Below are 25,536 nucleotides of genomic sequence, written 5' to 3' on the forward strand. Positions count from 1 at the left end.
CACTATACCAAAGAATGAGGTGTTTTTTGTATTTATGAAGCATAATGTCAAGGCTCCTATTGAAATAGGGAGAACCCAAACAAAATCAACAACCTCATCTAATTATTTAGGTGCGAAGTTTGAGTTACTTATTAATATAAATTCGCTCAGGGTCAAGACTTCGAATAATTGAAAGGATGTTAGTATCAGGTTTTTCAGTCGTAGGAATAAAAATCGGTATATGGTCAAAATTAAACCCAGTTTCAGATTTCACCTTTTCCAGTGTGACACCCTCGTGAAGAGACTCAATTACCATTCGTTTTGAATTTTTGTCAAAACAAAACACACCTAAGTCAGTTATAACCTTTTGTGGTCCCTTACCAGGTAAGCCATATTTTTCTCTACTTTCGGGACCTTCAATAAACCCCGGAGTAGTCATATATTGTAGTTTTTCAACAAATTTTCTTCTTTGATGTTTAACCATTATGACTGTTCGCTGTGCCATAGAGGCAATATCATTGGCCCCACCGCTTCCTGGAAGGCGAACCTTTGGATCATTGTAGTTACCAATTATTGTGGAATTTATATTTCCAAAGGGGTCAATCTCCGCTGCTCCAAGAAACCCAAGTGAGATCTTCCCTCTTTGTAATAAGCTAAGCGAATCAAATAAACTGCTCGTTTTTACAGCTCGATTGACTAATGGAAAATCACCAACTCCAGATGCCATATGTTTTGCTTCAGCATCCATAATTCCAGATTCAAATATAAGAGTCGTATTCGGAGCATGTGTTTGCTTAGCAAGGTAAGCTGCTATCATCGGTAACCCAGTCCCTACTAATGCTATTTCTCCATCTTCAAACAATTTTGAAGCAGCATAGACCATCATTTCATCTGCTGTTATTTGGTTAGCTTGGCCACCCTTCATTCCAATTCCCCCCTTGCCTTTAATGAGTACCCATAATATGGGTCAGCACGTAAATGAAGTACTCTTCGGAGACCAATCTTTTTCAGATATTCATTGTGGTTCTCAGATTCTCTAACATATTTATTTAAATAATCTTTTATTTGTTCTTCATTACGGCTAGCCCGAATATATTCATCAATGTGTTCTTTATCATAATCATAATATTTATACATCCCTGCCGGATGAGCTCCATAGGGTACATGGATAATAGCGTCAACAAGAAAACCTGGCAAAAGCGTATAAAGGGGGTCCTGGCGAATGACCTCTTCTTCAACGATCTCTTCAACGGTAACGATAACTTTTTTTGCTGCTTTAGCAATTGCTTCACTAGAGGAAGAAATTCCAAACAACTGGACGTTCCCATTACGATCAGCCCGAGAGGCATGTAAAACCGCATACTCTGGTTGCACTGATGGAACAAGTGTTACCCTTTCACTTGTAAAAGGACATTCTGCCTGTCTAAATTTATTCCCTTGATCAAAAGTCTCGATATTGACAATATCTGTTCCATTCATCGATTTTATGGGAATAAAAGGAATTCCGATAGCCCCTGCAAAAAAACGGTTACTCATTCCAAAATGACTGTAATCCTCAATTTCAATATCTCCATTCTCTACGGCTCTTGAAAAATTTTGGCAGCGCCCCCACCCTTCGAACATAAAGTTCGACATTCGAATCTTTTTTATTGCTCCTGCTGCAGCCAACATATCAACTGCCCACGCTTCCCCTAAAGCACTAATTTCTAAATCCTTAATTCCATGCTTTATCATTTCTCTTACAAAGGCCATAGGAGCCATTGAATGAGCAAACCCACTAAAACAAATATGGGTGCCATTTTTTATTTTTGATACAGCTTCTAACAGAGTGATTTCTTTACTTACCAAACCTTGCCCCTCCTTTAAACACGTTTTATTTCACATATTAAGAATCTAAAGAAGCTGGTACTAGAGACATACGAGCTTCTAGGAATTTTCTATCAGGGTCAATTCGTAGACGGATTAAATTCAGATCCTCTATTGACGGCGGTTGGGTGACTGTGACGTCCTTCGGAATACTAAGTTCAAATCCAGTCTTACTTATTATTTCCTCTACTGATTTACCTGGATGAATGGATTTCAGCCTCAATTTCTTGGTTAACGGATCAAAATCCATCACTCCCAGATCAGTTACTACGAGTGAGGGTCCACCGCCCGTGAGGCCTTCCCTCTTTTCATGACCTTGTCCCGTAATATAATCTACTTTTTGAACAAATGTCCTTACGCTATGCTTCATTAATACTATTGTTTGTTTTGCATATGCTTGATGATCAGTTTGAGCTAAGGCGCCTGGTAGTCTAATATTTGGGTTATTAATTTGTGAAATATTCAAATTACCATATTGATCTATCTGAGCGGCTGACACGAACCCCACTCCCATTAAACCTCGTTTGAATATATTTAACGCATCTTCAACAGGAATCTGCGATCTGCATTTCCAACGAATTAAATCAAATTCATTTGTAGAAGAAGGAAGGTGTTCAGCATCTAGAAATGGGTCAATAATAGGTCCAAACATTACTGTATAATCTGGAGCCCTCCTTAATTGAGCTAACCGAGATGCTACTGCGGGGATGCCAACTGCCATAATAAACGCCTCTCCCCCTGTACCCACGCCAATAAATCCCATCTCTCCGTTTGGGAGATGTCGACTTACCTCAGTAGCTAACAGTTCTGAAATTGTATAGTCCTTTCTCATGATTGATGCACCCCTTGAGTCCGTGTCAAAGATATCAAACTATCAATACCAACCTTTTCAAGAAAATGTTCCCAATCTCGAACTTGATAAATGTACTCCTCTAGATAAGAAGATATTCCTTCCTCAGTTTTGCTTCTCTCGTTATACAACAATAGATGATCAAGGTCGTAATCATATCGTGTGTCACAAGAAGTTGGGTAGGCACCATACGGAGCTTCGACAACTGCATCAATAAACAGTTTTGGCAGGACTGTATCAGTTGGGCTTGAACATATAGCATCTTCACTCACTATTTGCTCAACAGTAACAATTGTAAACTTTGCCGATTTGGCTATTAAAATATCAGTCTCATTATCCATCATTCGTTTCCGATCCAATTGAACATTCCCATATACATCAGCTTTATGTGCATGGATTATAGCTACATCTGGTTGAAACGCTTTCAAGGCTACATACTCTTCTCCGGTAAATGGACATTTCATCGGCTTAGTATATTCATTTTCAACATAAAGCGATGAATTTAACAGTGACTTTGACGGGAGAAAATTAACGCCAGATGCGCCAGCTCGAAAACGATCAATTGCCGTAGTTTCAGAATGATCTATAAATCGGATAATTCCTTTTTCCAGTGCTCGGCGAAATGAATAAGCCTGCCCTACATTTGCCATCCCTACATATGATGAATGAGCTTCCCTTACACAGCCGGCCGCAATTAATAAATCAAAATCGTTAGCATTGTTCCAACCATAAATAGTTAAGTTCTTCTTTCTTTGTCTTATAATTTCATGTATAGCGGCTATTGGGTGTCTTCTAATTAAAGATCCTCCAATACCCAATGTGGAATTATTCCGAATATTCGAGATTGCTTCTCGCATACTTATTACTTTTTTCTTCATTTGTACAACTCCTCTCTAGTTTTGTTGAGTAACAAGGAACTTCTTTAGAAATATTACTATAAATTTATATGAAAACGATATCATAGGTTTTTTTAAAAAACAAGAATAAAAATCCTTTATTCTATCAATTTTAATTTAATTCTATTTATAAAAACGTTTTTATAGATGGGTAAAAAAAGAAGATCATGTTGATTTACGGATAATCAATTCACTAGGAACCGTTTCGCTCTTAAGACCTTCTTGATTTTCTTTTGACTGATTCAAAATTCGATTAATTAAAATATCGGTTGCCTTTACCCCGATCTCTTTTGTAGGTTGTCTGATAACAGTAATAGGAGGGTTGTGCATTTCCGCCCAATCCGGGTCATCATACATACCAAACGCCAAATCTTCAGGTATCCTAATCCCTTTTTCGTAGATCGCCTTAATAGCCCCTTTAGCCATTAAATTGTTCCCTACAAAAACTGCCCTTGGCGGTACAGGTAAGCTTAAAAGCTCCAACATTGCCTTATAACCAGTTCCCTCATCAAAGTGACCAACTTTTATATACTCAGATTTCGGGTGAAAACCGTGTTCAGCAAGAGCATTAAAGTATCCGGTCATACGCTCCATTCCAGTCGTTACTGTTTGCACTCCTACAATGATGCCAATATTGTCATATCCTCGCTTTATCATATGTGAAACCAGTTTATAAGCCCCTTCTGCATTATCAGTTAAAACCGCATCGGTTCCCAACCCCGCAACGTATCTATCCACCTGCACAACCGGTATACCAGAATTAACATACAACTCTAGTTTCTCTTTGTTTTGCCCTGTAGGAGCAATAATAATTCCATCTACTTTTTTTTCATATAACCCTTCAAGGTATTGCAACTCATACTCCGGGTTAGCTCCACTGTTACACAGAAAAACTTGGTAACCATAATTACGGGCTGTATCTTCAATAGCCTGACCCATAATCGAATAAATAGGATTAAGTATGTTATTTACAATAAGCCCGAGAGTCCGGGTTGATTGGCTACGTAAACTTCTCGCGAGAGCATTAGGAGAATAGCCAATACGTTTCACAGCGTCCATTACCAATTCATGAGTTTCAGGATTTACGTTTTTATAACCATTTAAAACCCTCGAAACAGTTGAGATCGAAACCCCAGCTTGCTTCGCTACATCTTTAATTGTTTTAACTTTCATTATTCTTCTGTCCTTTTCTGAAAACATTTTCATTGCTATATTCTTATTTTATACTTGTGTTTTTTTATAGTCAATATTAATTCTATGTTGACAACTAAGCAATTATTGATTAATATGAATTCCAAAATCATCTTAAAAACGTTTTCATTAGTATCTTCTCATTTATTTATCTCATCTGATAATTTGAGTCCAAAAAAAGAAAGGGGTTACATAATGCAAGTGATTTCGAATATACGTGATCATTTAGAGAAAACAATCGAAGTCTTTTCTGTTCTATTTTTCTGTATTGGAATTATTTCCACTGTTTTTGGAACCTTCGCAAGAACTTTTACATTTTTACCTGCCATTCCTTGGTCTGCTGAATTAACTCGCTTTTCAATTATTGCTTCTGTCTTTCTAGTCATTGGCATTGGAGTTCGAAAAGGTATGCATGTTTCTTTCACATTACTATTAGAAAAGTTATCTCCCAGATTTCGTTTAGGACTACAAATGGTTAATAATACACTAATGATCATTTTCTTTTCATTTATTGGTTTTTATGGTTATGAAATGGCTGTCTCAAATTCAAGTCAATTTTCTGCTATTTTACAACTACCTATGGTCTATCCATATCTTTTTATTCCTTTGGGATCTTTATTATTAATTCTTGAAGTAATCTTTCTAACCATAATTCAAACTTCAGATTATAGAAAGCAGGAGGTGAAAGAGTAAATGGTCGTTTTGTTACTGTTCGGCTTACTTATAACATTTGTTTTTATGGGAATCCCAGTTGCTATATGTATCGGATTAGCAGCACTAACAACAATTTTATTAGTTGATATCGGGATTCCATTTACTTTATTGCCCTCTCAAATGTTTTCAGGTATGAATTCATTTACACTCATGGCTATTCCCTTTTTCATATTAGCTGGCGAAATGATGAATCGCGCTGGATTGACTATAAGGATTTTGAACCTCGCTGAAGCAATAGTAGGCCATATTCGTGGTGGACTAGCCCATGTAAATATTTTAGCAAGCATGCTAATGGCTGGGGTTTCCGGCTCCGGTGCTGCTGATACCGCAGCAATCGGAACAGCTATGATCTCCACAATGAAAGAAAAGGGATTTAAAGCTAATTTTGCTGTGGTGGTAACAGCTGCATCAGCTACAGTGGGACCTATTATTCCACCAAGTGTGCTTTTTATTCTTTATGGATTTCTCACTAATGTCTCTGTTGGAAAACTTTTCCTAGGAGGGATTATTCCAGGTATACTAATGGGTTTAGGCCTAATGGTTACATCCTATATTATTTGTCGAAAAGAAGGATACGAAAAATCACATGAAAAGTTTGAATCTAAACGTTTGCTTAAAAGGACGAAGGAAGGGTTTGTCGCATTATTGGTTCCTATTGTGATTATTGGCTCAATCTCAACTGGGTTCGCTACGGCAACTGAGTCTGGAGTAATTGCAGTAGTATTGGCTTTTATTATCGGAATTTTATTCAGAACATTAAATAACTTCGAAACAGTCAAAAATGCTGTAATCAGCTCTACCCATACTACTGCGATCATTTTTTTAATCTTAGCTACTTCAGCTATTTTTTCTAACATACTTGTTAGAGCTCAGTTCCAAACAGTCGTTATTGATACTTTACAAACAATTACTAGTTCCCCTACATTAAGTTTACTTTTAATTATATTATTTATTTTTATTATGGGAATGTTTGTCGATGTTACACCTATTCTTATTATGTTCGCCACTCCCCTTGCGATAGTAGGTGAGCAATTAGGGTTTGATCCTGTCTTTTTTGGAGTTGTAATAGTTATTGCTTCAATGATTGGATCTGTGACTCCCCCAGTTGGAGGTTTGTTGCTTATTAGTGCAAGTATTGGCCAAATCCCAATTGCTAGTACATTTCGAATTCTAATTCCTTTTGTTTTAACACTTATTTTTATATTGTTGATCGTTATTCTTATTCCAGGAACTGTAACATTAATTCCAAATTTATTTATGGACTAGAGATTTCTTCGTTTTAACGAAGTGAATCATATTAAATTAAAAGGAGAGAGGTTTTATGAAAAAAGCATGGATGTTATGGGGGATTTTGTTACTTTTATTATCTTTAAGTGCTTGTGGAGGAAATGACAGCGCTGCCAACGAGCAAGAATCCGGAAGCTCAAACAACGAGGATGGGTCAATGGGGCAAGCCGAAGAGGTAACAATTAGAATTGGAAATTTTTATGCACAAGATACAACCTACGGCGTAGCATTTGATAGTCTAAAGGAAGAAATCGAAGAAAAGTCAAATGGTACTATTACTGTAGATATTTTTCATGGTGGGAGTTTAGGTAGCGAACAAGATCATATTCAAGCAGTTCATGAAGGATCATTAGAAATGATGCATTCTGGAACTGCAGGGATTGGACTCTATGTTCCTGAAACAGCCGTCTTTGAGTTATGGTATAATTTCCAATCCCTTGATCAATTGCAAACTGCTTTTGAACAACTTAAGCCAGAACTTGGTGAAATGTGTGAAGCAGAAGGCTTTAAACTTCTTGGCGCGTATTTTGATGGACCTAGAAATATTTTGTCGAACAAAAAAGTTGAAACCATTGACCAACTACAAGGATTAGGGTTCCGTGTTCCGGATTCAACTCTTTATGTCTCGATGGCTGGAGCTCTTGGTACCAATGCGATTACAATGCCGTACGGAGATGTATACACCAGTTTGCAAACTGGGGCAATTGATGCTATGGAAGGAACCCCAGACTCCGTATTACAAGAAAACTTCTATGAACAGGCTAGTTACTATATTTTAGATGAGCATGTTTACCAACCATTATCAATTATTTACAATTTAGATGCTTGGAATAACCTTTCAACTGAGCAACAAGAAATCATTGAAACTGCTGTTATTAACGCCTCAGACTATCACCTGACTCTTGTTAAAGATGCGAACGAGCAAGCCTTAAGTGAACTTGAAGAAAATGGTATAGAGCTAGTAGAAGTAACAGATAGTGAGAAGTGGCGTGAAGCAGTGGCTGAAGCAAATCAAACGTTCGCGGAGGAACAGGGTGAAAAAGGTGAAATGATCTACAGCGTTATGCAAGAAGTTCTAAGTTCACAGTAAAACGTAAAAAGATTTAAATACTCATTTGAGCAACTACTTTTAAAAGCCTGTCGAAAATTGTGAAGGAATCGACAGGCTTTTTTTATACACATATCCCTTATACATATCTCATCTTTTTCTTTATCTCGTAATAGAGTGTTTTGTGCAATTGAAAAATACATAGTTGTGCAGCGGGGAATGCAGAGAATTGCAACTTGACATGGAGCCTCTGCGGGCATGACTACTAAGCCAAGAAGCCAGCTGTATCAAGGGCTGGCTTAGCCAAACAAGGCTATCATACCCGCCTCTCCATGTAAAGTTGGGCTACGCCAAATTCTCTGCAACATTGTGTATTTTTATTTTGCACAAAACAAATAGAGCTCACATTCATTTAGGGTAGGGATAAACTTTCTCAGTTTCTCTCCTTTGCTAAATAACCGAACTACCTTTCTTTCCTTTAAATAAAGGAGCCAATAAAGACTAGGAACATTTAATGGTATCTCTCTTTGAAGTCATTCGTCAACTCGGCCATCGAATCCCTCCACCCGCTCCAGCACCTCGTCCTGAAGCGTCTTGAGCCTCTGCCTGCTGTCGTCTTCCGATGTTCCTTTGACGCCGAAGTAAAACTTGATCTTCGGCTCGGTTCCAGATGGCCTGACACAGAACCAGGAGTCATCCTCAAGCTTGTATTTCAGTACATTTGAGCGGGGATAGTCGAGAATCACCGTCTCTCCAGTCACCGTATTCAGCGCGGACGCCGCCTGATAGTCTTCAATCGTCGTTACACGCTTCCCGGCAAGAATATCCGGAGGAGAGTGGCGGAAGGCGTTCAGAAGCTCGGCCATTTTTTTTAGTCCTGCTTTGCCCTTCAATGTGACCGAGGTTAAGCCTTCCTCAAAGTAGCCATGCTTTTCATACAAAGCGTACAGCCCTTCGTAAAGGCTCATCTGTTTCGCTTTATAATAAGCGGCGAGCTCGGCTGTTAAAAGACACGCCTGGACAGCATCTTTATCACGGGCAAAATCGCCGATCAAATAGCCGTAGCTTTCCTCGTAGCCGAATAAGAAAGTATGCTCACCTGTCTGCTCGAATTCTTTTATCTTTTCGGCGATAAATTTAAAGCCCGTTAAGGTGTCGAGTGTCGTCATATGATAGGATTCAGCAATCGCTCGGCCGAATTCCGAGGTGACAATCGTTTTAATAACAGTCCCGTTTGTCGGCAGACACTGCTGCCGTTTTTTTTCGGAAAGGAGATAATCAAGCAGCAAAGCTCCAATCTGATTGCCCGACAGGCAAATATAATCCCCGTTTACATCCCGAACGGCAACCCCCATTCGGTCCCCGTCCGGATCGGTCGCCAGCAGAAGCTCGGCCTGCTCTTTCTTTCCATATTCCATCGCCAGTGCAAAGGCTTCCTCCTCCTCCGGGTTTGGCGAGACAACGGTCGGAAATTCAGGGTCAGGAAGCTCCTGTTCGGCGACGACGGTCAGCGCGGAAAAGCCCGATTCCGCAAACGTTCTTTGAACGGGAAGATTGGCAGCACCATGCAATGGCGTAAACACCATCCTGAGCTGTCCGCCCCACTCCTTTACCAGCCCGGGTTGAACAAGCAGACTCTTTACTTGCCCGAGATAGGCGGTGTCAACATCCGCGCCAATCATGTGCAACAGGCGTTCTTTCTTCAAGTCAAGCTCGTCGGCGACTGCAATCTCCAGCTCATTTTCAACAGCATCTACATAACGAACGAGCGCCTCCGCTGGACCGGGTGGAAGCTGCCCGCCATCAGGACCGTAAATTTTAAAGCCGTTGTATTGAGGCGGATTGTGGCTAGCAGTAATCATAATACCGGCTTCGGCCTCCAAGTAGCGAACGGCAAACGAAAGCTCGGGCGTCGGGCGCAATTCCGCAAATAACCAGGTCCGGATCCGATGCCTCCCTAACGTTAAGGCGGCCTCCATCGCGAACTCTTTTGATTGATAACGGGAATCATAGGCAATCACGACGCCCCGCTCTTTCGCCACTGCCCCTTTCGCTGTTAAAAAGCGGGCAAGACCTTCAGCCGCCCGCCTCACCGTGTAACGGTTCAGCCGGTTAGGTCCGGGTCCAAGCTCCCCTCGCATTCCTCCGGTACCGAATTCCAAATGCTTGTAAAAGCAATCCTCCAGCTCTTCTTCCTTGTCCGCCAGCTGTAGCAGCGCCTCGCTCATCTCTGCCTCAAGGCCGGAATAAGAGCTCCATCTTTTGTATTGTTCCTTCCACTCCAAAGGCTTTCCCTCCTGCCATTTCACCTCTTTCTCATTATGTATTCTTTCTCCAAAAAATTGATGCCTCCTCTTTCTAATTGAAAAGAGAGGCTGGGCAAAAGGTTAAAAAAACAACCTTTTGCCCAGCCTCAAGCAATGAGCGAAAGCCGCCACAATCTGTGTAAAGCTGAAGCTGGCGCAGATCGGAGCCACTGCCGTGTATTTCCCTCTCAACTTCTGTCCCGGTCTCTTTCTAATTAACCGGATTTTTTGCGAAATACAATTCCGTTGCCAGCTCCTGAATTCGCTTCGCTGTTTCTTCCTCGGACCATTCAAATGTATCGCGCATATAGCGGGTGACCGGCTCCATCCATGTTTCTACCCATTTAATGTTAAAGAAAAGCGCTCCCGTGCGCCGCTGGAAGAAATCAAGTGGCGTTTCCACCATTTCTTCTTCAATTCCATAGCGCAATTCCGCGTAAAGGGAGGCAGGCAAATGAAAAGCCTGGGCTTGTTTACGGAACGAGCTCATCCGCGAAAAAATATTTTCAACATTTGACCCGTAGCGCATCACGAGCTGACGCGCTTCGTCTTCCGCCAGCCCTAACGCGACTCCGTCCGCAACTTTCTTTTTCAAAAAGCTTTCAAAGCCACTCGACCCGCCGACATGTCCGCCGGAGAGCGTAATATCCTCTGTTTCGCAGTCATGACGCACCCCCAGCTCCTTACAGACGACATCCACTACACGCTCCGCCATTTTCCGGTACCCAGTCAGCTTTCCGCCGGCGATCGAAATCAGACCGGAATCCGAAACTAACACTTCATCCTTACGCGACAGCTCAGAAGCGGTCTTTCCTTCCTCATAAATAAGCGGTCGCAAACCGCTCCAGCTTGATTCCACATCCTCCGGTGAGAGCTTAAGCGAAGGAAACATATAGTTGGCGGCGCGTAAAATATAATTGAGATCTTCTTTGGTCATTCGCGGAGATGCCAAATCACCTTCGTAAAATGTATCCGTCGTTCCGATGTATGTCTTGCCGTCACGGGGAATCGCAAACATCATTCGCCCGTCTTTTTCCGTATCAAAATAAATCGCCTGCTGCAAAGGAAAACGCTTCCCGTCGATCACAAGATGGACACCTTTGGTGAGCTTAATGTTTTTTCCTTGTTTAGAACGATCCTGCTCTCTGATCGTATCAACCCACGGACCGGAGGCGTTGACGATCTTCTTCGCCAGCACCTTATGAGCCTCTCCGGTAAGCTGATCAACGACGAGGGCACCGACCGCTTTTTCCCCTTCGTACAGCAATGACTCAACTTTCAGATAATTCAAGGCACAGGCTCCCCGTCTGACTGCCTCCTTCAGCACTTCAATCGTTAATCTGGCGTCGTCTGTCCGGTATTCGACATACATCCCGCTACCCTTTAACTTTTCAGTCCGCAAAAGCGGTTCGTGCTTCAGCGTTTGCCGTCTCGTTAGCATATCGCGACGTTCATGCTTCGCGACATCTGCTAACTTGTCATACAGCTTTAAACCGACGGAAGTGGAAAGCTTGCCGAATGTGCCATCCTTGTAGATTGGCAGCAGCATTTTAATCGGCGTTGTCACATGTGGAGCATTTTCAAAGACAATCGCCCGTTCCCGGCCGACCTCGGCGACGAGCTTCATTTCAAGCTGCTTTAAATACCGTAACCCGCCATGAATCAGCTTTGTCGAACGGCTTGATGTCCCCGCGGCAAAGTCCTGCATCTCAACGAGCCCTGTTCTCAGCCCCCGAACCTGGGCATCCAGCGCAATTCCTGCACCTGTAATACCTCCGCCGATAATAAGGACATCAAGCTCTTCCCGTTTTAACTGTGCGATATAGTTCCATCTTTTTTCACTTGAAAACGTATGTCCCAACTCCGGTTCCTCCTTGCCTCTCCGATTCTGTCTACTTTCTCCATCTTACGAAAATTTTCTTCCTTCTACAAGAAAGAGCCAGCTTTCTTAGGGTTTCTTTTTTTAACCTAAGAAGCCGACTCCCTTCCTTAATATTTAAATACAGGCAGCTCAAGCAGCTGCTCAAGCTCTTCCGGCAAACGCTGCTCCAGCGAAAAATGATCGTCGGGATCACGGTTTTGTTCACCGATGATCGGTCCCTCCACTTCAACGAAATATTGATTGCGGTAATAGTCGCGCCCTTTTTTGACTTCCACCATCACGACCCATGTCCCCGGCACAGAAAAGACAACCTCTGTTTCATACAAGCCATCACCGAGATGATGGAATGTTTTCTCGATTTGATGAACCGTTTCAGTCCGGTCAAAGACGGCCTTCACACTTGCTCCCTCGATCAGCTGCTGCTGCTCGTCCTCGGCAAACAGCTGGAAGTCAACCGCCTCGCCCGTTTGGAATGTCTCGTTCACGGCAAGGGTCACGCCCCAGTTTGGTTGCAGCACGGCGGAGCTTACGTAGGCGACTGTGCCGATCGCTCCGACAAAGAGCACAAGCAGCAGTGCATTCGTCATGTATGACGGATATGCATGTTGTTCAAGTTTCACCCTATGTAGCCTCCTTCTCGTTGTCTATTCAAGCTTTGCCAACGAGAAGGGAAGATAAACATGAGAAAAACCGTTCGCGGCTTTTCTCAGAAGCGTGCGAAGCCGTTACAATCTTTTAAGGATGGCTGAAAAAAAGTCCGTTTTCAGCCATCCGCGTAACGAGTGAAGCCGGCGCTCTTCTTCGAATCACCTCGAAACCTATTTCTGCTTATAGTTGATCTCATAAATGTCATGCCGGCGGTCACGCAGCTGGTTGACGCTGCCAGCGCGGCGGTGGCGGCGGAGAATCTCCAGATCGACATCACCGACCACGACGGTTTCAATATTCGGGTTGCATTCGCCGACAATTCCATCACGGGCAAAGGTGAAATCAGACGGGCTGAAAATCCCCGATTGCGCATATTGAATATCCATGTTTTCAACATCGGTCAAATTTCCAACCGTCCCTGACAGCACGGTATAGACCTGGTTCTCAATCGCCCGCGCCTGCGAGCAGTAACGCACGCGTAAATAGCCTTGGCGGTCATCTGTACAAAATGGCGTAAAAATAATATTGGCGCCTTTATTGACTGCAATTCGCGCCAGCTCGGGAAATTCAATGTCATAGCAGATCTGAATCGCGATTTTTCCACAATCTGTATCGAAAACATTGACATTATCCCCGCCACTGATTCCCCAGAATTTGCGCTCATTCGGCGTAATATGCAGCTTATATTGCTTCTCGATCGTCCCGTCCCGGCGGAAAAGGTAGGCGATATTATAAATCTTTCCTTCCTCTTCGACAAAGTGCGAGCCGCCGATAATATTTACATTGTACTTCACCGCCAAATTCGTAAACAGCTCAATGTAGTCTTCAGTAAATTCGGTCAGGCGGCGTATCGCCAGACTCGGACTTTTTTCTGGCAGGAAGGACAGCAGCTGCAGCGTGAAAATTTCCGGGAAAACGGCAAAGTCCGAATTAAAGCTTGCCGCCACGTCCGTGTAATACTCACATTGCACGGCGAACTCTTCGAATGAGGAAATTTTCTTCATCGCATATTGAACCGTCGTGATCCGAACCGGAAAAGCTGTTTTAAATTGCCGCTTCGGCGAGGTCGGACGATAATCAATATTATTCCACTCCATTAATGTCGCGTAGCGCATCGAGGCGCGATCATCTTCCAAATAATTATGGTTGATCCGCTTCAATGAAAAACCGTTCATGACCTGAAATGTCAAAACCGGGTCGTAAATATTGTGCATCGTCACTTCTTCGACATACTTTCGCGGCGTCATTTCCTTGGCATATTTGTAATAGTTCGGAATTCTGCCACCGATGATGATGCTTTTCAAATTGAGGTTGCGGGCCAATTCTTTCCGGGCTTCGTAAAGGCGACGCCCGACTTTCATCCGACGGTATTCGGGGTGAACCATCACCTCAATGCCATAAAGATTATAGCCTTCATAATCATGGTTCGTAATGTACCCATTATCAGTGATCTCATCCCATGTATGCTGATCATCGTACTCATCAAAGTTAATGATTAAGCTCGAGCAGGAACCGATCACCTTCCCGTCATATTCCACGCAAAATTGACCTTCAGGGAATATTTCAATATGGCTTTCCAAGTGCTCCCTTTTCCACGGCTCCATATTGGGGAAGCACAGCTTTTGCATATTTATAATCGCATCGAAGTCTTTCGCTTCGATGTTGCGGATAATCATTTTCTTTTCAAATTTAGACATATCAATCTTTTTCGACATGATGCCAACTCCTTTCCTACCACCTTGAAGTGTAACCTTTTTCAGCAAAAATGAACACTATTTTTCCTTGGCTTATCATGAAAATTCTGTTTCGATTTTTCTCCGGTTATCGCAAGAAGTCATTATGAGAGCAGCAATACTGAAAGAGTCAATTTACATGCGCACCACCCAACGGAGAAAGCCGACATAAGCAAAATCTCCATCGAGACCATCCTGAGATGGTTTCAATGGAGATTTGTATGTTAGCAAAATGCCGGAATGCTTTGATATTGGAGAAAGCAGGCTGTCCTATTCTTCCTTGACGGCAATATGGACATCAATTAAGCCGATATTGCTCTCAAGCGGAACCGTAACGAACGGATTCGCTGAATGGAAGCGTGACTCCCCTTCATTAATAATTGGCGGTGTGACATCAATGACACATGATTCCTTGGATAGCTCGGTCGCAGTCGTGCCGGCAACCCAGTTTCCAAACTCCTGAACAGCACTTAAGCCCATTTCATCGAGCTTTTCAATTTCCATGCCGCCCATCATCACACTGACAATTTTTTTTGCCGTGCCGGATGAGAAGGAACAGACAATCTGGCCGGTCAATTCCCCCTTAACGCCCAATACGACGGCAATTTCATTGGAAGGCACCGTCCCGGACCCTGCCGTAGGGGCCATGGGAGTAACGGCCAATCCAAAGTGGTTTGTTAATATTTCCTTTGTAGCTCGACAAATTGCATTTACATGTTTGACGTTCAATCTAATTCCTCCAAGCTTTTCCATTATTGGCTGGCAACCGCTTCTTCTTGCCCCCGAATGATATACCACTGTTCTCTTGCCATCTCGACCAGCTTTTGTTCAAATGCTTTGTTCTTATGTTGAATGACCCGGGAAAAATAACGTATCGCTTCATCGATATGACCCACTCTCCTCGCCAACTCACCAATCAGATATAACATTCTCATTTCTGACATTTGTGTGCTGACGAAATCTGCCTGTTCAAAGGAAAGCTGATAGTGATTCAGAGCCTGACGAAGAAATCTGATTTCCTCTTCTGCCTGATCTTCAAGCCGATAAATCCAAGCGAGGCGGAGACACAGGCCGGCGATGACAACATGCTTTTCTTTTTTTAATGAGGCCGAGAGAATCCCTAACTTTAAAGCACGAATCGCCTCATCGCTTGTCCGTTCCTTATTAAAATCCTGTGCATTCCATTGTTGAAACTGCTGCTCGATCAACATCTTTGTTCCGGGTGGAAATCCGGGCTCAAACGTATCTGCCGAGGCAAACCCGCAAGCAGGGCAAACGTCTATTTCATAAAAATAAGGATTTAAAGACGGATCTTTATATTCCACATAAAAATCCGGATGTACTTTTTGAACTCTGAGAAACCGTGAACGCACTCTTCTCGTGTGAAACGACTTTTCACAATTCAAACAACGGACTTCTTTCTCATAAAATGGAGTCAACGTTTCAGTCACGAGCACCACCCTAGTCTTTTGGTTTAGTTTTATTTTAGTCTAAAAGAACCTGTAACACTAGAGTTTTTTTGATATATTACGAAAAAACAAGGAATAATTTCATATAACTTTTTCATAAAAACAGGAAATTTTACCTCCAGAAGACAATTCCAGGAATGGTAAACGCTTTCAATTTCATAGACTACTAGCACCATGAACAGCACGATACGGTAACGACTGGAAGCGAAGGAGAGGACGATGACAATGGAAAAAGAGTGTGTCGCAATGTTATTGGCTGGCGGAGAGGGGAAGCGCTTAGGAAAGCTGACCGATCAGCAAGCCAAACCGGCGGTATATTTTGGTGGCAAATATCGTATTATTGACTTTCCTTTAAGCAATTGCGCGAATTCCGGTATTGATACAGTCGGTGTGTTAACCCAATATGCACCATTGACGCTTAATTCCCACTTAGGAATCGGCACACCATGGGAGCTGGACCGCCCTCAAGGAGGCCTGACCTGCCTCCCTCCCTTCACTGAAAAACGTGGCGCTTCGTGGTATCAGGGGACGGCGGATGCGATTTATCAAAACTTGCACTTCCTTGAGCAGTTCAATCCTGAATATGTTCTGATCCTTTCCGGCGATCATATTTATAAAATGGATTATCGCCGGATGCTCGCCTTTCATCAGGAACATGAAGCCGAGGTAACGATATCTGTCATTAAAGTCCCCTGGGAGGAAACGAACCGCTTCGGCATTATGAGGACATCAGCGACGGGAGAGATAACACAATTTGAGGAGAAGCCGCTTCATTCGAGCAGCAATCTGGCCTCAATGGGAATTTATCTGTTCAACTGGTCACTGCTGCGCACGTATTTAGCCCGCGATGCCGCAACCCCAACCTCCAGTCATGATTTCGGCAAGGATGTGATTCCGGCCTTGCTGGCTGATCAGCGCAAATTGTTTGCCTATCCCTTTTCAGGCTATTGGAAGGATGTCGGGACAATTGAAAGCTATTGGCAGGCAAGCATGGATTTGCTCGACAATCATGCGCCGTTTTCCCTTCATCAGAAGGACTGGCCGATTTACTCCGTAAACCCGAATCAGCCGCCGCACTATCTTGCTCCTTCGGCGAAGGTGACAGACAGCTTCATTAATGAAGGCTGCATTGTAAAGGGACGGGTTAAACGGTCGATCCTGTTTCATCAAGTTGAAATTCACGAAGGAAGCAGCGTCACTGATTCAATTCTGATGCCGGGCGTGACGCTCGGCAAGCATGTCACGCTCAACCGGGTGATCGTCACAGAAGGCGTCACCATTCCCGATCATACAATACTGGAATCGACGAACGACGATATTCTCGTCATCAACTCAGAAGATGATCTCACGAAACAAAATCAATTTCCGCTGATGCTGCAACAAAAAATTTTATGATTGGGGCGAGCAAATGAGAAAATTGACCGGAATCATTCATTTGGATGATAAAGAAACAAATGTTTTAAACGAATTAACCTCTTACCGCTGCGGGGCCGCCGTCCCGTTTGGCGCACGCTACCGCGTTATTGATTTTGTTTTGTCCAATATGGTCAACGCCCAAATTGAAAACATCGTCGTCTTCCCCCGACAGAAATATCGTTCCCTTTTGGACCATTTAGCTACAGGAAAGGCGTGGGATTTGGAACGTAAAAAGGGCGGCTTATGTATCCTGCCGCCGGATTGGCATGACCATACTGAACATTCGGATAGCAATTTGCAGCACTTCCGCCACAACCGCCATGTTCTGGAACGGGACGGAGCGGAATACGTCCTGCTGACAGGTACTCAGCATATTTGTATGATTGATTATCAGGACCTGTTTTACGAGCATCTCCATTCCGGGCATGATGTGACAGTTGTCTATCAGCCATTGACTACGCCAGGCAGCGAGCACGATAACGAAATGAAGCTTCTGCTGACAGACGACGGGCTTGTCAGTGGCGCCGCTATCGATCCGGCAAATCGTAATTTATATATGGGGATGCTAATTTTAAAGAAATCCCTTCTATTGGAGCTCGTTGATGATTGCCTATCCCGCGATAAGCACCACTTCTTTCGTGACGGTATTATCGCTCACCTCAACCGGCTTACAGTCGGGACGTACCGTTACACGGACTATTTATCTGTCATTAATTCGGTAGAAAGCTATTATAAGCACAGTATGGCCCTGCTTGAACCGGCGACATACAAAAAGCTCTTTCATGCGCTTCAAACGGTCTATACGAAGGTGAAGGATGAGCCGCCGACGCGCTTTGGCACGCGGGCAAAGGCAAGCGGCTCTCTGATTGCAAACGGCTGTATTATCGAAGGAACGGTGGAAAACAGCATTCTCTTTTGCGGCGTCCATATCAAGCCGCATGCTAGCGTCCGCGATTCAATTATTATGCAGCGCAGCACGATTCATGAAGGAAGCCATGTCAGCCGGATTATCGCCGACAAGGATGCACATATTACGCCGAAGCGCATCATCCGCGGCACCAGTCAGCGTCCCTACCTGATCGCCAAACGCAAAGTCATGTAAACTGCGACGAAGGAGTCCGTCATATGAATATTGTCATGGTTGCGTCAGAATGTGCCCCCTTTTTTAAAACAGGGGGACTTGCCGATGTCATCGGCTCTCTTCCGTCCGCTTTGGCTGGGCGTGGGCATACACTCTCCGTCTTTTTGCCAAAGCACACCTCCCTTCCCCTTGAGATTGCCGAGCAAGCCACCTTCCTGCAATCCTTTGATGTCCGGGTAAAGTGGCGAAAGCAGTATTGCGGGCTCTATCTCTATCAAACGGAAGAGATCAGCTATTATTTCATTGATAATGAATACTACTTCAAACGCCCGGCCCTTTACGGAGAAAACGATGACGCCGAGCGCTATGCATTCTTTACTCACGCCTGTCTGGAAGCCTTTGAGCGCCTCCAGCTTGAGATTGACATCCTTCACTGCCACGATTGGCAAACCGGTCTGCTTCCTGCCTATCTTCACCAGCGCCGGACGGAACAGTTGCCGAAAACCGTCTTTACGATTCATAACCTGAAATACCAAGGCGTGTTCCCGCTTACTGTTTTTGACGAGCTGCTTCATTTTGAAGAGAACGATCGCCCGCAGCTCGAAATGAATGGGGCGATTAATTTCATGAAAACCGCTTTGCTCCACGCTGACTGGATTACGACCGTCAGTCCAAGCTATGCCCGGGAAATTATGCAACAACCGTTCGGCGAAGGCTTGGAGCCAATTTTGTGGCAGAGACAGCATGTGCTAAGCGGCATCCTTAATGGAATTGACGATGAGAGCTACCACCCTGGCCGGGATCAGGCGCTGTACCAGACGTATACCCATCAGCCCGCCCGCAAACAACTGAACAAAGTCCGGCTTCAGCAGGAGCTGGGGCTGCCGGTTCTAACCGAATCTCCTCTCTTCGTGATGATCAGCCGGCTTGTCGAGGAAAAAGGCATCCCACTCTTGCTAGAGGTCGTCGATCAATTATTTTCCAGCGAAACGATGCAGATCATCATCCTCGGAGACGGAGATCGGCGATTGGCCGATGCCCTCCAAAATGTTGCCGCACGCTATCCTGATTCCTTCCGCTTTATCGGTGAATTTAACGAGCAATTGGCGCGCAAGCTGTATGCCGCCTCCGACTTCTTGTTAATGCCATCCCGGTTTGAGCCGTGCGGATTGAGTCAGTTAATTGCCCTTCGCTACGAAACGGTGCCGATTGTCAGAGAAACTGGCGGACTTAAAGATACGATTCGTCCTTTTAATGAATGTAGCGGGGAAGGAAATGGCTTCTCCTTTACTCATTACCGGGCCGATGATTTTCTTCACACGATTCGCTATGCCATTCAGCAGTACGCCCGTCCGGAAAAATGGCGGCAGCTCCAGCTTACAATGTATAACAGTCATTTAGGCTGGGATCAGTCGGCCCGCATCTATGAGCAACTGTACCATCAACTACTTTCGGGGGAGGCGGACATATAACGATGACTTATTCAGTTGAACAGCTTAAACAGCAGCTAACAGAAAAACTGACACTCACCTTTGGAAAGCAGTTGAAAGAAGCAACGACGAAGGATCTATTTCAAGTCGTCTGCCTCGTTATGAAAGAATCGATTCACGCCAATTGGCAAAAGACGAAGCAGCTTTACCGCGAAACAAACAGCAAGCAGGTTTATTATTTTTCAATGGAGTTTCTCTTAGACCGATTAGTCGAAAGCAATTTATTAAATATGGGGCAGCTCGCCAACTATCAAAATGCTCTCCGCTCTCTCGGCTTTGATCCTGAGCGCGTCTTTTTGGAGGAGCATGATGCCGGGCTTGGAAATGGCGGGCTTGGCAGACTCGCGGCCTGCTTTCTCGATTCCCTCGCCTCCCTTCAGCTTCCCGGAAATGGCATGGGGATCCGCTACAAATATGGGCTGTTTCAGCAAAAGGTTGTCGATGGCTATCAGGTTGAATTGCCGGACTACTGGCTTAAGGATGAGTATATGTGGGAATCGAAACGAAGTGACCGAACAGTGGAAGTCCGCTTTGGTGGGACGGTGGAAACGTCCTTTGAGCATAATAAACTGCAGTTTCATCATCATGATTACGAGCGCGTGCTAGCGATTCCATATGATGTGCCGATTGTCGGCTTTCAAAATGAAACCGTCAATACGCTGCGCTTATGGAGCGCAGAATCGACCGCCAATCACTTCCACTTCCACTCAAGCAGGGGCCATGACTACTATCATTATCTTGACTATAAACGCTCCGTCGAAAAAATATCCGAATTCCTTTATCCCGACGATTCCACTTATGCCGGAAAGGTTTTGCGGCTAAAGCAGCAATATTTTCTCGTGTCAGCGGGTCTGCAAAGCATCTTACAGCAATTTAAACAGAAAGCACTGCCAATCGACCAGCTTTCCCGGCATGTCGTGATCCAGATTAATGATACCCACCCAAGCCTCGTCGTCCCGGAACTGATGCGGCACTTGCTTGATGAGGAGGGGTTAGGCTGGGAGGAGGCCTGGGCCATTACGACAAAAACAGTCGCCTTTACGAATCATACGACATTGAACGAAGCGCTTGAAACATGGCCGATCGAGATGATTAACATGCTGTTTCCACGCATTTATTTAATAATCGAGGAAATCAATGAGCGCTTCTGCCAATCGCTCTGGCATGACTATCCTGAATTGCGGGACAAAATAGCGGAATTGGCGATCATCTCCTACGGTCACATTCATATGGCCCACTTGGCGATTGTCGGCAGCTTCAGTGTAAATGGGGTCGCTGAACTGCATACGCGCATTTTAAAGGAACGGGTGATGAAGTCGTTCTATACAATCTTCCCGGAACGCTTTACGAACAAAACAAACGGTATCACCCATCGCCGCTGGCTGATGAATTGCAATCCCGGCCTCGCCCGGCTGTTGACGGAAGCGATTGGTGACGGCTGGATCAAGGACCCTGATCGCCTCTCAGACATCGTTCCGTTTTCGACCGATCCAGGCTTCCGTGATGCAATCGCCGAAGTAAAGCATGCCAATAAGAAAAAGCTGGCCGCCTATATTTATCAGCAATCCCGCATTCCAGTGAATGAACAATCGATATTCGATGTCCAGATCAAGCGGCTGCACGGCTATAAGCGCCAGCTGTTAAACGTCTTTCATATTATCCACCTCTATCAACGCTGCCTTGAGAACCCGGCAGTGGACATTACGCCGCGGACCTTTATTTTCGGGGCAAAAGCCGCTCCTGGCTATACGTTCGCCAAGCACGTCATCAAATTGATTAACGCGGTTGCTGATAAAGTGAATCATCATCCACTCGTCAAAGAAAAGCTCAAGGTCATCTTTTTAGAAAATTATCAGGTCAGCCTGGCAGAACGGATTATTCCCGCCGCTGACATCAGCGAACAAATTTCCACCGCGAGCAAGGAAGCGTCGGGAACCGGCAATATGAAGCTGATGATGAACGGCGCGTTGACGATCGGCACCGAGGACGGCGCCAATGTTGAGATTCAGCAGCTTGTCGGCGAGGAGAACATTTTCACCTTTGGCCTGACCTCCGATGAGGTTTTTGCGCTGCAGCAGCACGGAAGCTACCGGGCGCGTGATTATTATAATCAGGATCGGCGTCTGCAACAGATTCTCGACCTGTTTGTGAACGAGCATTTTACGAGCGATGATGTCGAATTTAAGGATATCTTTTACTCATTGCTTTACAACAATGATGAATTTTTCGTCCTGAAGGATTTCGACAGCTACGTTCAAGCTCAGAGCCGCGCTGAAGCCACATACCGTAATCAGGAGAAATGGCTCGGGAAAAGCATTATCAATATCGGCCGCTCCGGCACCTTTGCAAGCGACCGGACGATCCGGGAATATGCCGCAGATATTTGGAACATCCGCCCGCCTGCTTCCCGCTAGCCTTCCTATTTTTTTCTGAGCTGCAGGACCATCACCGGATCATCGGTAAACAGCCCGGCGCAGCCCCATTTCATAACCATTTCGAGCCAATAAGGATCATTGACCGTGTAAGGACGCAGTTGCACGCCATGCTGCTGTAAGCGGATCGCCTCCTCCTGCAGCAGAAAAGGCACACGAAAATGGTATCCGCGCACACCGATGTCCCGCAAATAGCGCTCTGGTTCATGGAGCGCCGCGGCGACGAGAATCGCCGTTTCCAGCCGCGGCTCCTGCTTCTGCATCTCATAAATGAGCGGATGGTCAAATGAAGAAAAGATGATCCGCTCCTGAAGCTCATGCTCGAAAATGAGTGGAAGAACGGCTTCCTTCAGCTGACGCCGCTCCCACACCTGGCCTTTCAGCTCAATGTTAAGCAGCAGCTGATTGCCCTTCGCCCAGGCGAGCACGTCAGCAAGAGCCGGTATCGTTTCATTGGCAAAGCGCGGAGCAAACCAGCTGCCGGCATCGAATTCCTTCAGCTCATTCAACTCATACTCTTTCACAAAGCCCGTCCCCGTCGTCGTCCGCTCCAGGCTGTAATCATGAATGACGACAGCCTGGAGGTCTTTGCTTAGCTGTACATCAAGCTCAATCCCATCCGCCCCGGCCGCGGCGGCGGCTTGAAAAGCGACCAGCGTATTTTCAGGATACTGACTGGACAATCCCCGGTGAGCAAATACTGCTGTTCCCATTTTTTTCACCACTTTCCTTGTGAACGGATTACCGTACACGGAAGGAGCCTTTTTCGTCTTCTCCCCAGAAGAGCTGGTACGCATCTCCCGAGGTCAGCGGACCGACTCCTTCAGGCGTCCCTGTATAAATCAAGTCTCCCTCCCCTAGTCCGAAGCAGTCCGCACATTCATCGATAATCGTTTGAAAATCAAAAATCATATGACTGATATTGCCTTTTTGTACGACTTCTCCATTTTTGACAAGCGAGAAATCCACTTGCTTGCAGTCTTCCACGCTCGTAAATTCCCAAAAGGGTCCGACGATGGCCGATTGCTTAAACCCTTTCGCCCGCAGCCACGGGTGGCCTTTTTTCTTTAGTGCTGATTGGACATCACGCAGCGTCAAGTCAACGCCCAGAGCCATCGCCCCGACGACGTCGGCAACGCGATCGCCGGCTTTCACTTCACGCTTCATCTGTAATACAATTTCCAGCTCATGATGGATCTCCCCTTTATCCTGCGGAAGAATGATCTCACGACCGTCCGCCTGCACGAGGGCATGGGTCGGCTTTGAAAACAACAGCGGCTCCTCCGGAACGGCATTGCCGAGCTCCTCCGCATGCTTTACATAATTTCGTCCGATACAATAAATATTTCCTACGTTCATCGTAACCTCTCCTTTGTTGTCAGCTTTGTCAAATGATCATGTTAAAAAAGCACAATACTTAAATGCCGGTAAACGACGAAAGCTAAAGAACCCCGCCTGTATGTAACGATTAAAGCAATTTGTTAGGGAGAAAGAACTCCGCTTTAGGCTCCATCCATGCTTTAAGAGAAGGCGCCCCGCATGACGGGGACACCTTCTCTCCTACAACGCTTTTACTAAGCCGCCGTCGACAAGGAAGGATTGTCCGGTGATATACGTATTGACACCGGAGCCGAGAAAGACAACGATACCGGCAAATTCATCGGGATTGCCATAACGGCCGATTGGAATCGATTGCTCGGTTTGCTTTCGCAAATCCTCATAGCTTTTTCCTAATTTGTCGGCGCGGATCTGATCAAGCTCGGCTACGCGGTCTGTCGCAATTCTTCCAGGTCCGACCGTATTGATTAAAATGTTGTCGGCAGCCAGCTCCTGCGAGAGGCTTTTCGCCCAGCCGACGATTCCGGCCCGGAATGTATTTGACAGAATCAGGTTATCAAGCGTTTGCTTGATCGAAGAGGAGGCGAAATTAATGATCCGTCCGCCGCCGGCCTTTCTCATATGCGGCAGCACCTCGCGCGTCAAACGAATAAAACTGAGCAAATTCAGCTCAAACGCCTTGTACCAGTCCTCGTCGGAAAATTTTTCAAAGCCGCCGGCCGGAGGACCTCCGGCATTATTGATTAGCACATCTACCCGTCCAGTCCAATCGACCGCTTCCTGGACAAGACTCTTAATCGATGATTCATCAGTGATATCACACACGGCATAACGGACCGACTCATTTCCTGTTGCTGCTTTTATTTCCTGAACCGTCTGCTCTAACTCTTCCGCGTTACGGCTTGAGATAAGGACACTCGCCCCTTCGTTCGCAAAAGCGAGCGCGCTCGCTTTCCCTAACCCTTTACTGGAAGCGGTAACAATAACTGTTTTATTGTTTAGCTGTAAATCCATCTTATCAGGACTCCTTTATGCGTTTTTTACTTGATTGACAAGCGGGGTAAAGCCATTGATCTCGCAGCTGACAATATCGCCGTCACGGATTACGACAGCACCGGGCGTACCAGTTGAAATGATGTCGCCTGGCAACAGCGTCATCACTTTCGAATGGAAGGAGACCAGGTTCCACGGCGTAAACGTCATATTCGAGACGATATTTTTCCGGTGAAGCGAGCCGTTGATCATCGTCGAGACTTCAAGCTTCATCACATCGTCAACCTCATCCGGCGTCACTAATTCCGGGCCGAAGCTGAAAAAGGTGTCGAAGCTTTTCGAGCGCGTTAAGTAGCGTGGGTTTTTCTCGAGAATGTCTTCTGCTGTCATATCAATAATTGTCGTGTAGCCGGCGACATAATTGATCGCGTCCTCCTCCTCGACATTCTTGCATTCTTTCCCGATAATCACGCCAAGCTCCGCCTCGGCCGTCGTCCGCTTTGATTGCGGCGGCAGCAAGATTGTATCCTTTTCCCCGATAATCGTTGTATCCGGCTTCATAAAACTGGCCGGCTCGGTATTAGGAGCCTTTTCACTTAAATCAGCGGCATGCTCGACATAGTTCAGTCCGATTCCCCAAATTTTACGCGGGTGGCGGTAGAGCGGACCACACTCCACTTCCGCACGGGAGGTACCATCCAGCTTGGCCAGCGCTTCCGCTCCCTCTGAGTCATACCACTCTTGGAGCCGGCTAATATCAGCTGTTGTGATCAGACCGAACAGATCCTCCGCCCAATTTTGTTGAAAAGCGCTGTTAATCTCCTTTAGTTCGTACACTCTTCCCCCGTGTACAACTGCTGCTCTTTCTTCACCGTGCTGCTTAATTGTCGCTAAACGCATGATATCAATCTCCTTTT

At 45.2% G+C, this 25,536-nt stretch carries 22 protein-coding genes; 7 read left to right on the plus strand and 15 right to left on the minus strand.

From position 1 onward, the window contains the following. Positions 1-124: 124 nt before the first annotated feature. The 5 genes from M3212_RS15335 to M3212_RS15355 all read right to left on the minus strand — a co-directional run bounded on the left by M3212_RS15335 (position 125) and on the right by M3212_RS15355 (position 4,764). Entirely contained in the window at positions 125-904 is a 780-nt protein-coding gene (locus M3212_RS15335) for a CoA-transferase subunit beta (RefSeq protein ID WP_251194851.1), read from the minus strand. Further along, positions 901-1,827: a CoA transferase subunit A gene (locus M3212_RS15340; RefSeq protein WP_251194852.1), complete on the minus strand. Its 927-nt coding sequence runs from the start codon at positions 1,825-1,827 to the stop codon at positions 901-903. The genes M3212_RS15335 and M3212_RS15340 overlap by 4 nt, the downstream gene beginning before the upstream one ends. 37 nt (positions 1,828-1,864) lie before the next feature. After that, positions 1,865-2,677 (minus strand): CoA-transferase subunit beta, encoded by an 813-nt coding sequence (locus M3212_RS15345; protein WP_251194853.1) that lies wholly within the window; start codon positions 2,675-2,677, stop codon positions 1,865-1,867. Then, on the minus strand, positions 2,674-3,573 hold the full coding sequence (locus M3212_RS15350; protein WP_251194854.1) for a CoA transferase subunit A: 900 nt from the start codon (positions 3,571-3,573) through the stop codon (positions 2,674-2,676). Before M3212_RS15350 ends, M3212_RS15345 begins: the two co-directional genes overlap by 4 nt. 183 nt (positions 3,574-3,756) lie before the next feature. Next, entirely contained in the window at positions 3,757-4,764 is a 1,008-nt protein-coding gene (locus M3212_RS15355; RefSeq protein ID WP_251194855.1) for a LacI family DNA-binding transcriptional regulator, read from the minus strand. A gap of 213 nt (positions 4,765-4,977) precedes the next feature. On the opposite strand from M3212_RS15355, the gene M3212_RS15360 reads away from it, so the two are divergent. Genes M3212_RS15360 through M3212_RS15370 form a run of 3 tightly spaced genes read left to right on the plus strand, consistent with a single transcriptional unit; the run spans position 4,978 to position 7,873 of the window. Then, the gene (locus M3212_RS15360) at positions 4,978-5,475 is read left to right on the plus strand and encodes a TRAP transporter small permease (RefSeq protein WP_251194856.1); all 498 of its coding nucleotides are present in this window, start codon (positions 4,978-4,980) and stop codon (positions 5,473-5,475) included. Next, entirely contained in the window at positions 5,476-6,762 is a 1,287-nt protein-coding gene (locus tag M3212_RS15365; protein WP_251194857.1) for a TRAP transporter large permease, read from the plus strand. It abuts the gene before it with no gap. 55 nt (positions 6,763-6,817) lie between these two features. Beyond that, on the plus strand, positions 6,818-7,873 hold the full coding sequence (locus M3212_RS15370) for a TRAP transporter substrate-binding protein (protein ID WP_251194858.1): 1,056 nt from the start codon (positions 6,818-6,820) through the stop codon (positions 7,871-7,873). Between the two features lie 491 nt (positions 7,874-8,364). Here M3212_RS15370 and M3212_RS15375 read toward each other — a convergent pair whose 3' ends face one another. The 6 genes from M3212_RS15375 to M3212_RS15400 all read right to left on the minus strand — a co-directional run bounded on the left by M3212_RS15375 (position 8,365) and on the right by M3212_RS15400 (position 15,851). Further along, on the minus strand, positions 8,365-10,116 hold the full coding sequence (locus tag M3212_RS15375) for a phospho-sugar mutase (RefSeq protein WP_251194859.1): 1,752 nt from the start codon (positions 10,114-10,116) through the stop codon (positions 8,365-8,367). Between the two features lie 232 nt (positions 10,117-10,348). Further along, positions 10,349-11,998: a glycerol-3-phosphate dehydrogenase/oxidase gene (locus tag M3212_RS15380; protein WP_251194860.1), complete on the minus strand. Its 1,650-nt coding sequence runs from the start codon at positions 11,996-11,998 to the stop codon at positions 10,349-10,351. Positions 11,999-12,126: 128 nt separating this feature from the next. Further along, positions 12,127-12,639, minus strand: a complete 513-nt coding sequence (locus tag M3212_RS15385; protein ID WP_251194861.1) for a FixH family protein — start codon at positions 12,637-12,639, stop codon at positions 12,127-12,129. 198 nt (positions 12,640-12,837) lie between these two features. After that, a complete protein-coding gene (locus M3212_RS15390) occupies positions 12,838-14,382 on the minus strand; it encodes a bifunctional GNAT family N-acetyltransferase/carbon-nitrogen hydrolase family protein (protein WP_251194862.1) in 1,545 nt (514 codons plus the stop codon). A 288-nt stretch (positions 14,383-14,670) separates the two neighbouring features. Continuing rightward, positions 14,671-15,129 carry a chemotaxis protein CheX gene (locus M3212_RS15395; protein ID WP_251194863.1) on the minus strand — a complete coding sequence of 153 codons (459 nt, stop codon included), beginning with the start codon at positions 15,127-15,129 and terminating at the stop codon, positions 14,671-14,673. A 23-nt stretch (positions 15,130-15,152) separates the two neighbouring features. Beyond that, complete coding sequence (locus M3212_RS15400) at positions 15,153-15,851, minus strand: DUF2225 domain-containing protein (RefSeq protein WP_251194864.1); 699 nt, start codon at positions 15,849-15,851, stop codon at positions 15,153-15,155. Positions 15,852-16,094: 243 nt separating this feature from the next. Here M3212_RS15400 and M3212_RS15405 point away from each other — a divergent pair, with 243 nt between their 5' ends. From M3212_RS15405 to M3212_RS15420, 4 genes are read left to right on the plus strand one after another with little or no spacing between them, the layout of a single operon-like run. Next, positions 16,095-17,264, plus strand: coding sequence for a glucose-1-phosphate adenylyltransferase (locus M3212_RS15405; protein ID WP_285874508.1), 1,170 nt, complete (start codon positions 16,095-16,097; stop codon positions 17,262-17,264). 13 nt (positions 17,265-17,277) lie between these two features. Then, on the plus strand, positions 17,278-18,387 hold the full coding sequence (glgD, locus tag M3212_RS15410) for a glucose-1-phosphate adenylyltransferase subunit GlgD (RefSeq protein ID WP_251194866.1): 1,110 nt from the start codon (positions 17,278-17,280) through the stop codon (positions 18,385-18,387). A gap of 23 nt (positions 18,388-18,410) precedes the next feature. After that, on the plus strand, positions 18,411-19,838 hold the full coding sequence (locus M3212_RS15415; RefSeq protein ID WP_251194867.1) for a glycogen synthase: 1,428 nt from the start codon (positions 18,411-18,413) through the stop codon (positions 19,836-19,838). 2 nt (positions 19,839-19,840) lie between these two features. Further along, positions 19,841-22,270, plus strand: a complete 2,430-nt coding sequence (locus tag M3212_RS15420) for a glycogen/starch/alpha-glucan phosphorylase (protein WP_251194868.1) — start codon at positions 19,841-19,843, stop codon at positions 22,268-22,270. A 5-nt stretch (positions 22,271-22,275) separates the two neighbouring features. Here M3212_RS15420 and M3212_RS15425 read toward each other — a convergent pair whose 3' ends face one another. The 4 genes from M3212_RS15425 to M3212_RS15440 all read right to left on the minus strand — a co-directional run bounded on the left by M3212_RS15425 (position 22,276) and on the right by M3212_RS15440 (position 25,519). Beyond that, a complete protein-coding gene (locus M3212_RS15425; protein WP_251194869.1) occupies positions 22,276-23,001 on the minus strand; it encodes a glycerophosphodiester phosphodiesterase family protein in 726 nt (241 codons plus the stop codon). A gap of 28 nt (positions 23,002-23,029) precedes the next feature. Continuing rightward, a complete protein-coding gene (locus M3212_RS15430) occupies positions 23,030-23,647 on the minus strand; it encodes a fumarylacetoacetate hydrolase family protein (protein ID WP_251194870.1) in 618 nt (205 codons plus the stop codon). Between the two features lie 201 nt (positions 23,648-23,848). Next, the gene (locus M3212_RS15435) at positions 23,849-24,640 is read right to left on the minus strand and encodes an SDR family oxidoreductase (protein WP_251194871.1); all 792 of its coding nucleotides are present in this window, start codon (positions 24,638-24,640) and stop codon (positions 23,849-23,851) included. Positions 24,641-24,655: 15 nt separating this feature from the next. Continuing rightward, positions 24,656-25,519 carry a fumarylacetoacetate hydrolase family protein gene (locus M3212_RS15440; protein WP_251194872.1) on the minus strand — a complete coding sequence of 288 codons (864 nt, stop codon included), beginning with the start codon at positions 25,517-25,519 and terminating at the stop codon, positions 24,656-24,658. Between the last annotated feature and the right edge of the window lie 17 nt (positions 25,520-25,536).

This window comes from Halalkalibacter oceani (assembly GCF_023715705.1).
Lineage (GTDB): Bacteria > Bacillota > Bacilli > Bacillales > Bacillaceae_D > Halalkalibacter > Halalkalibacter oceani_A.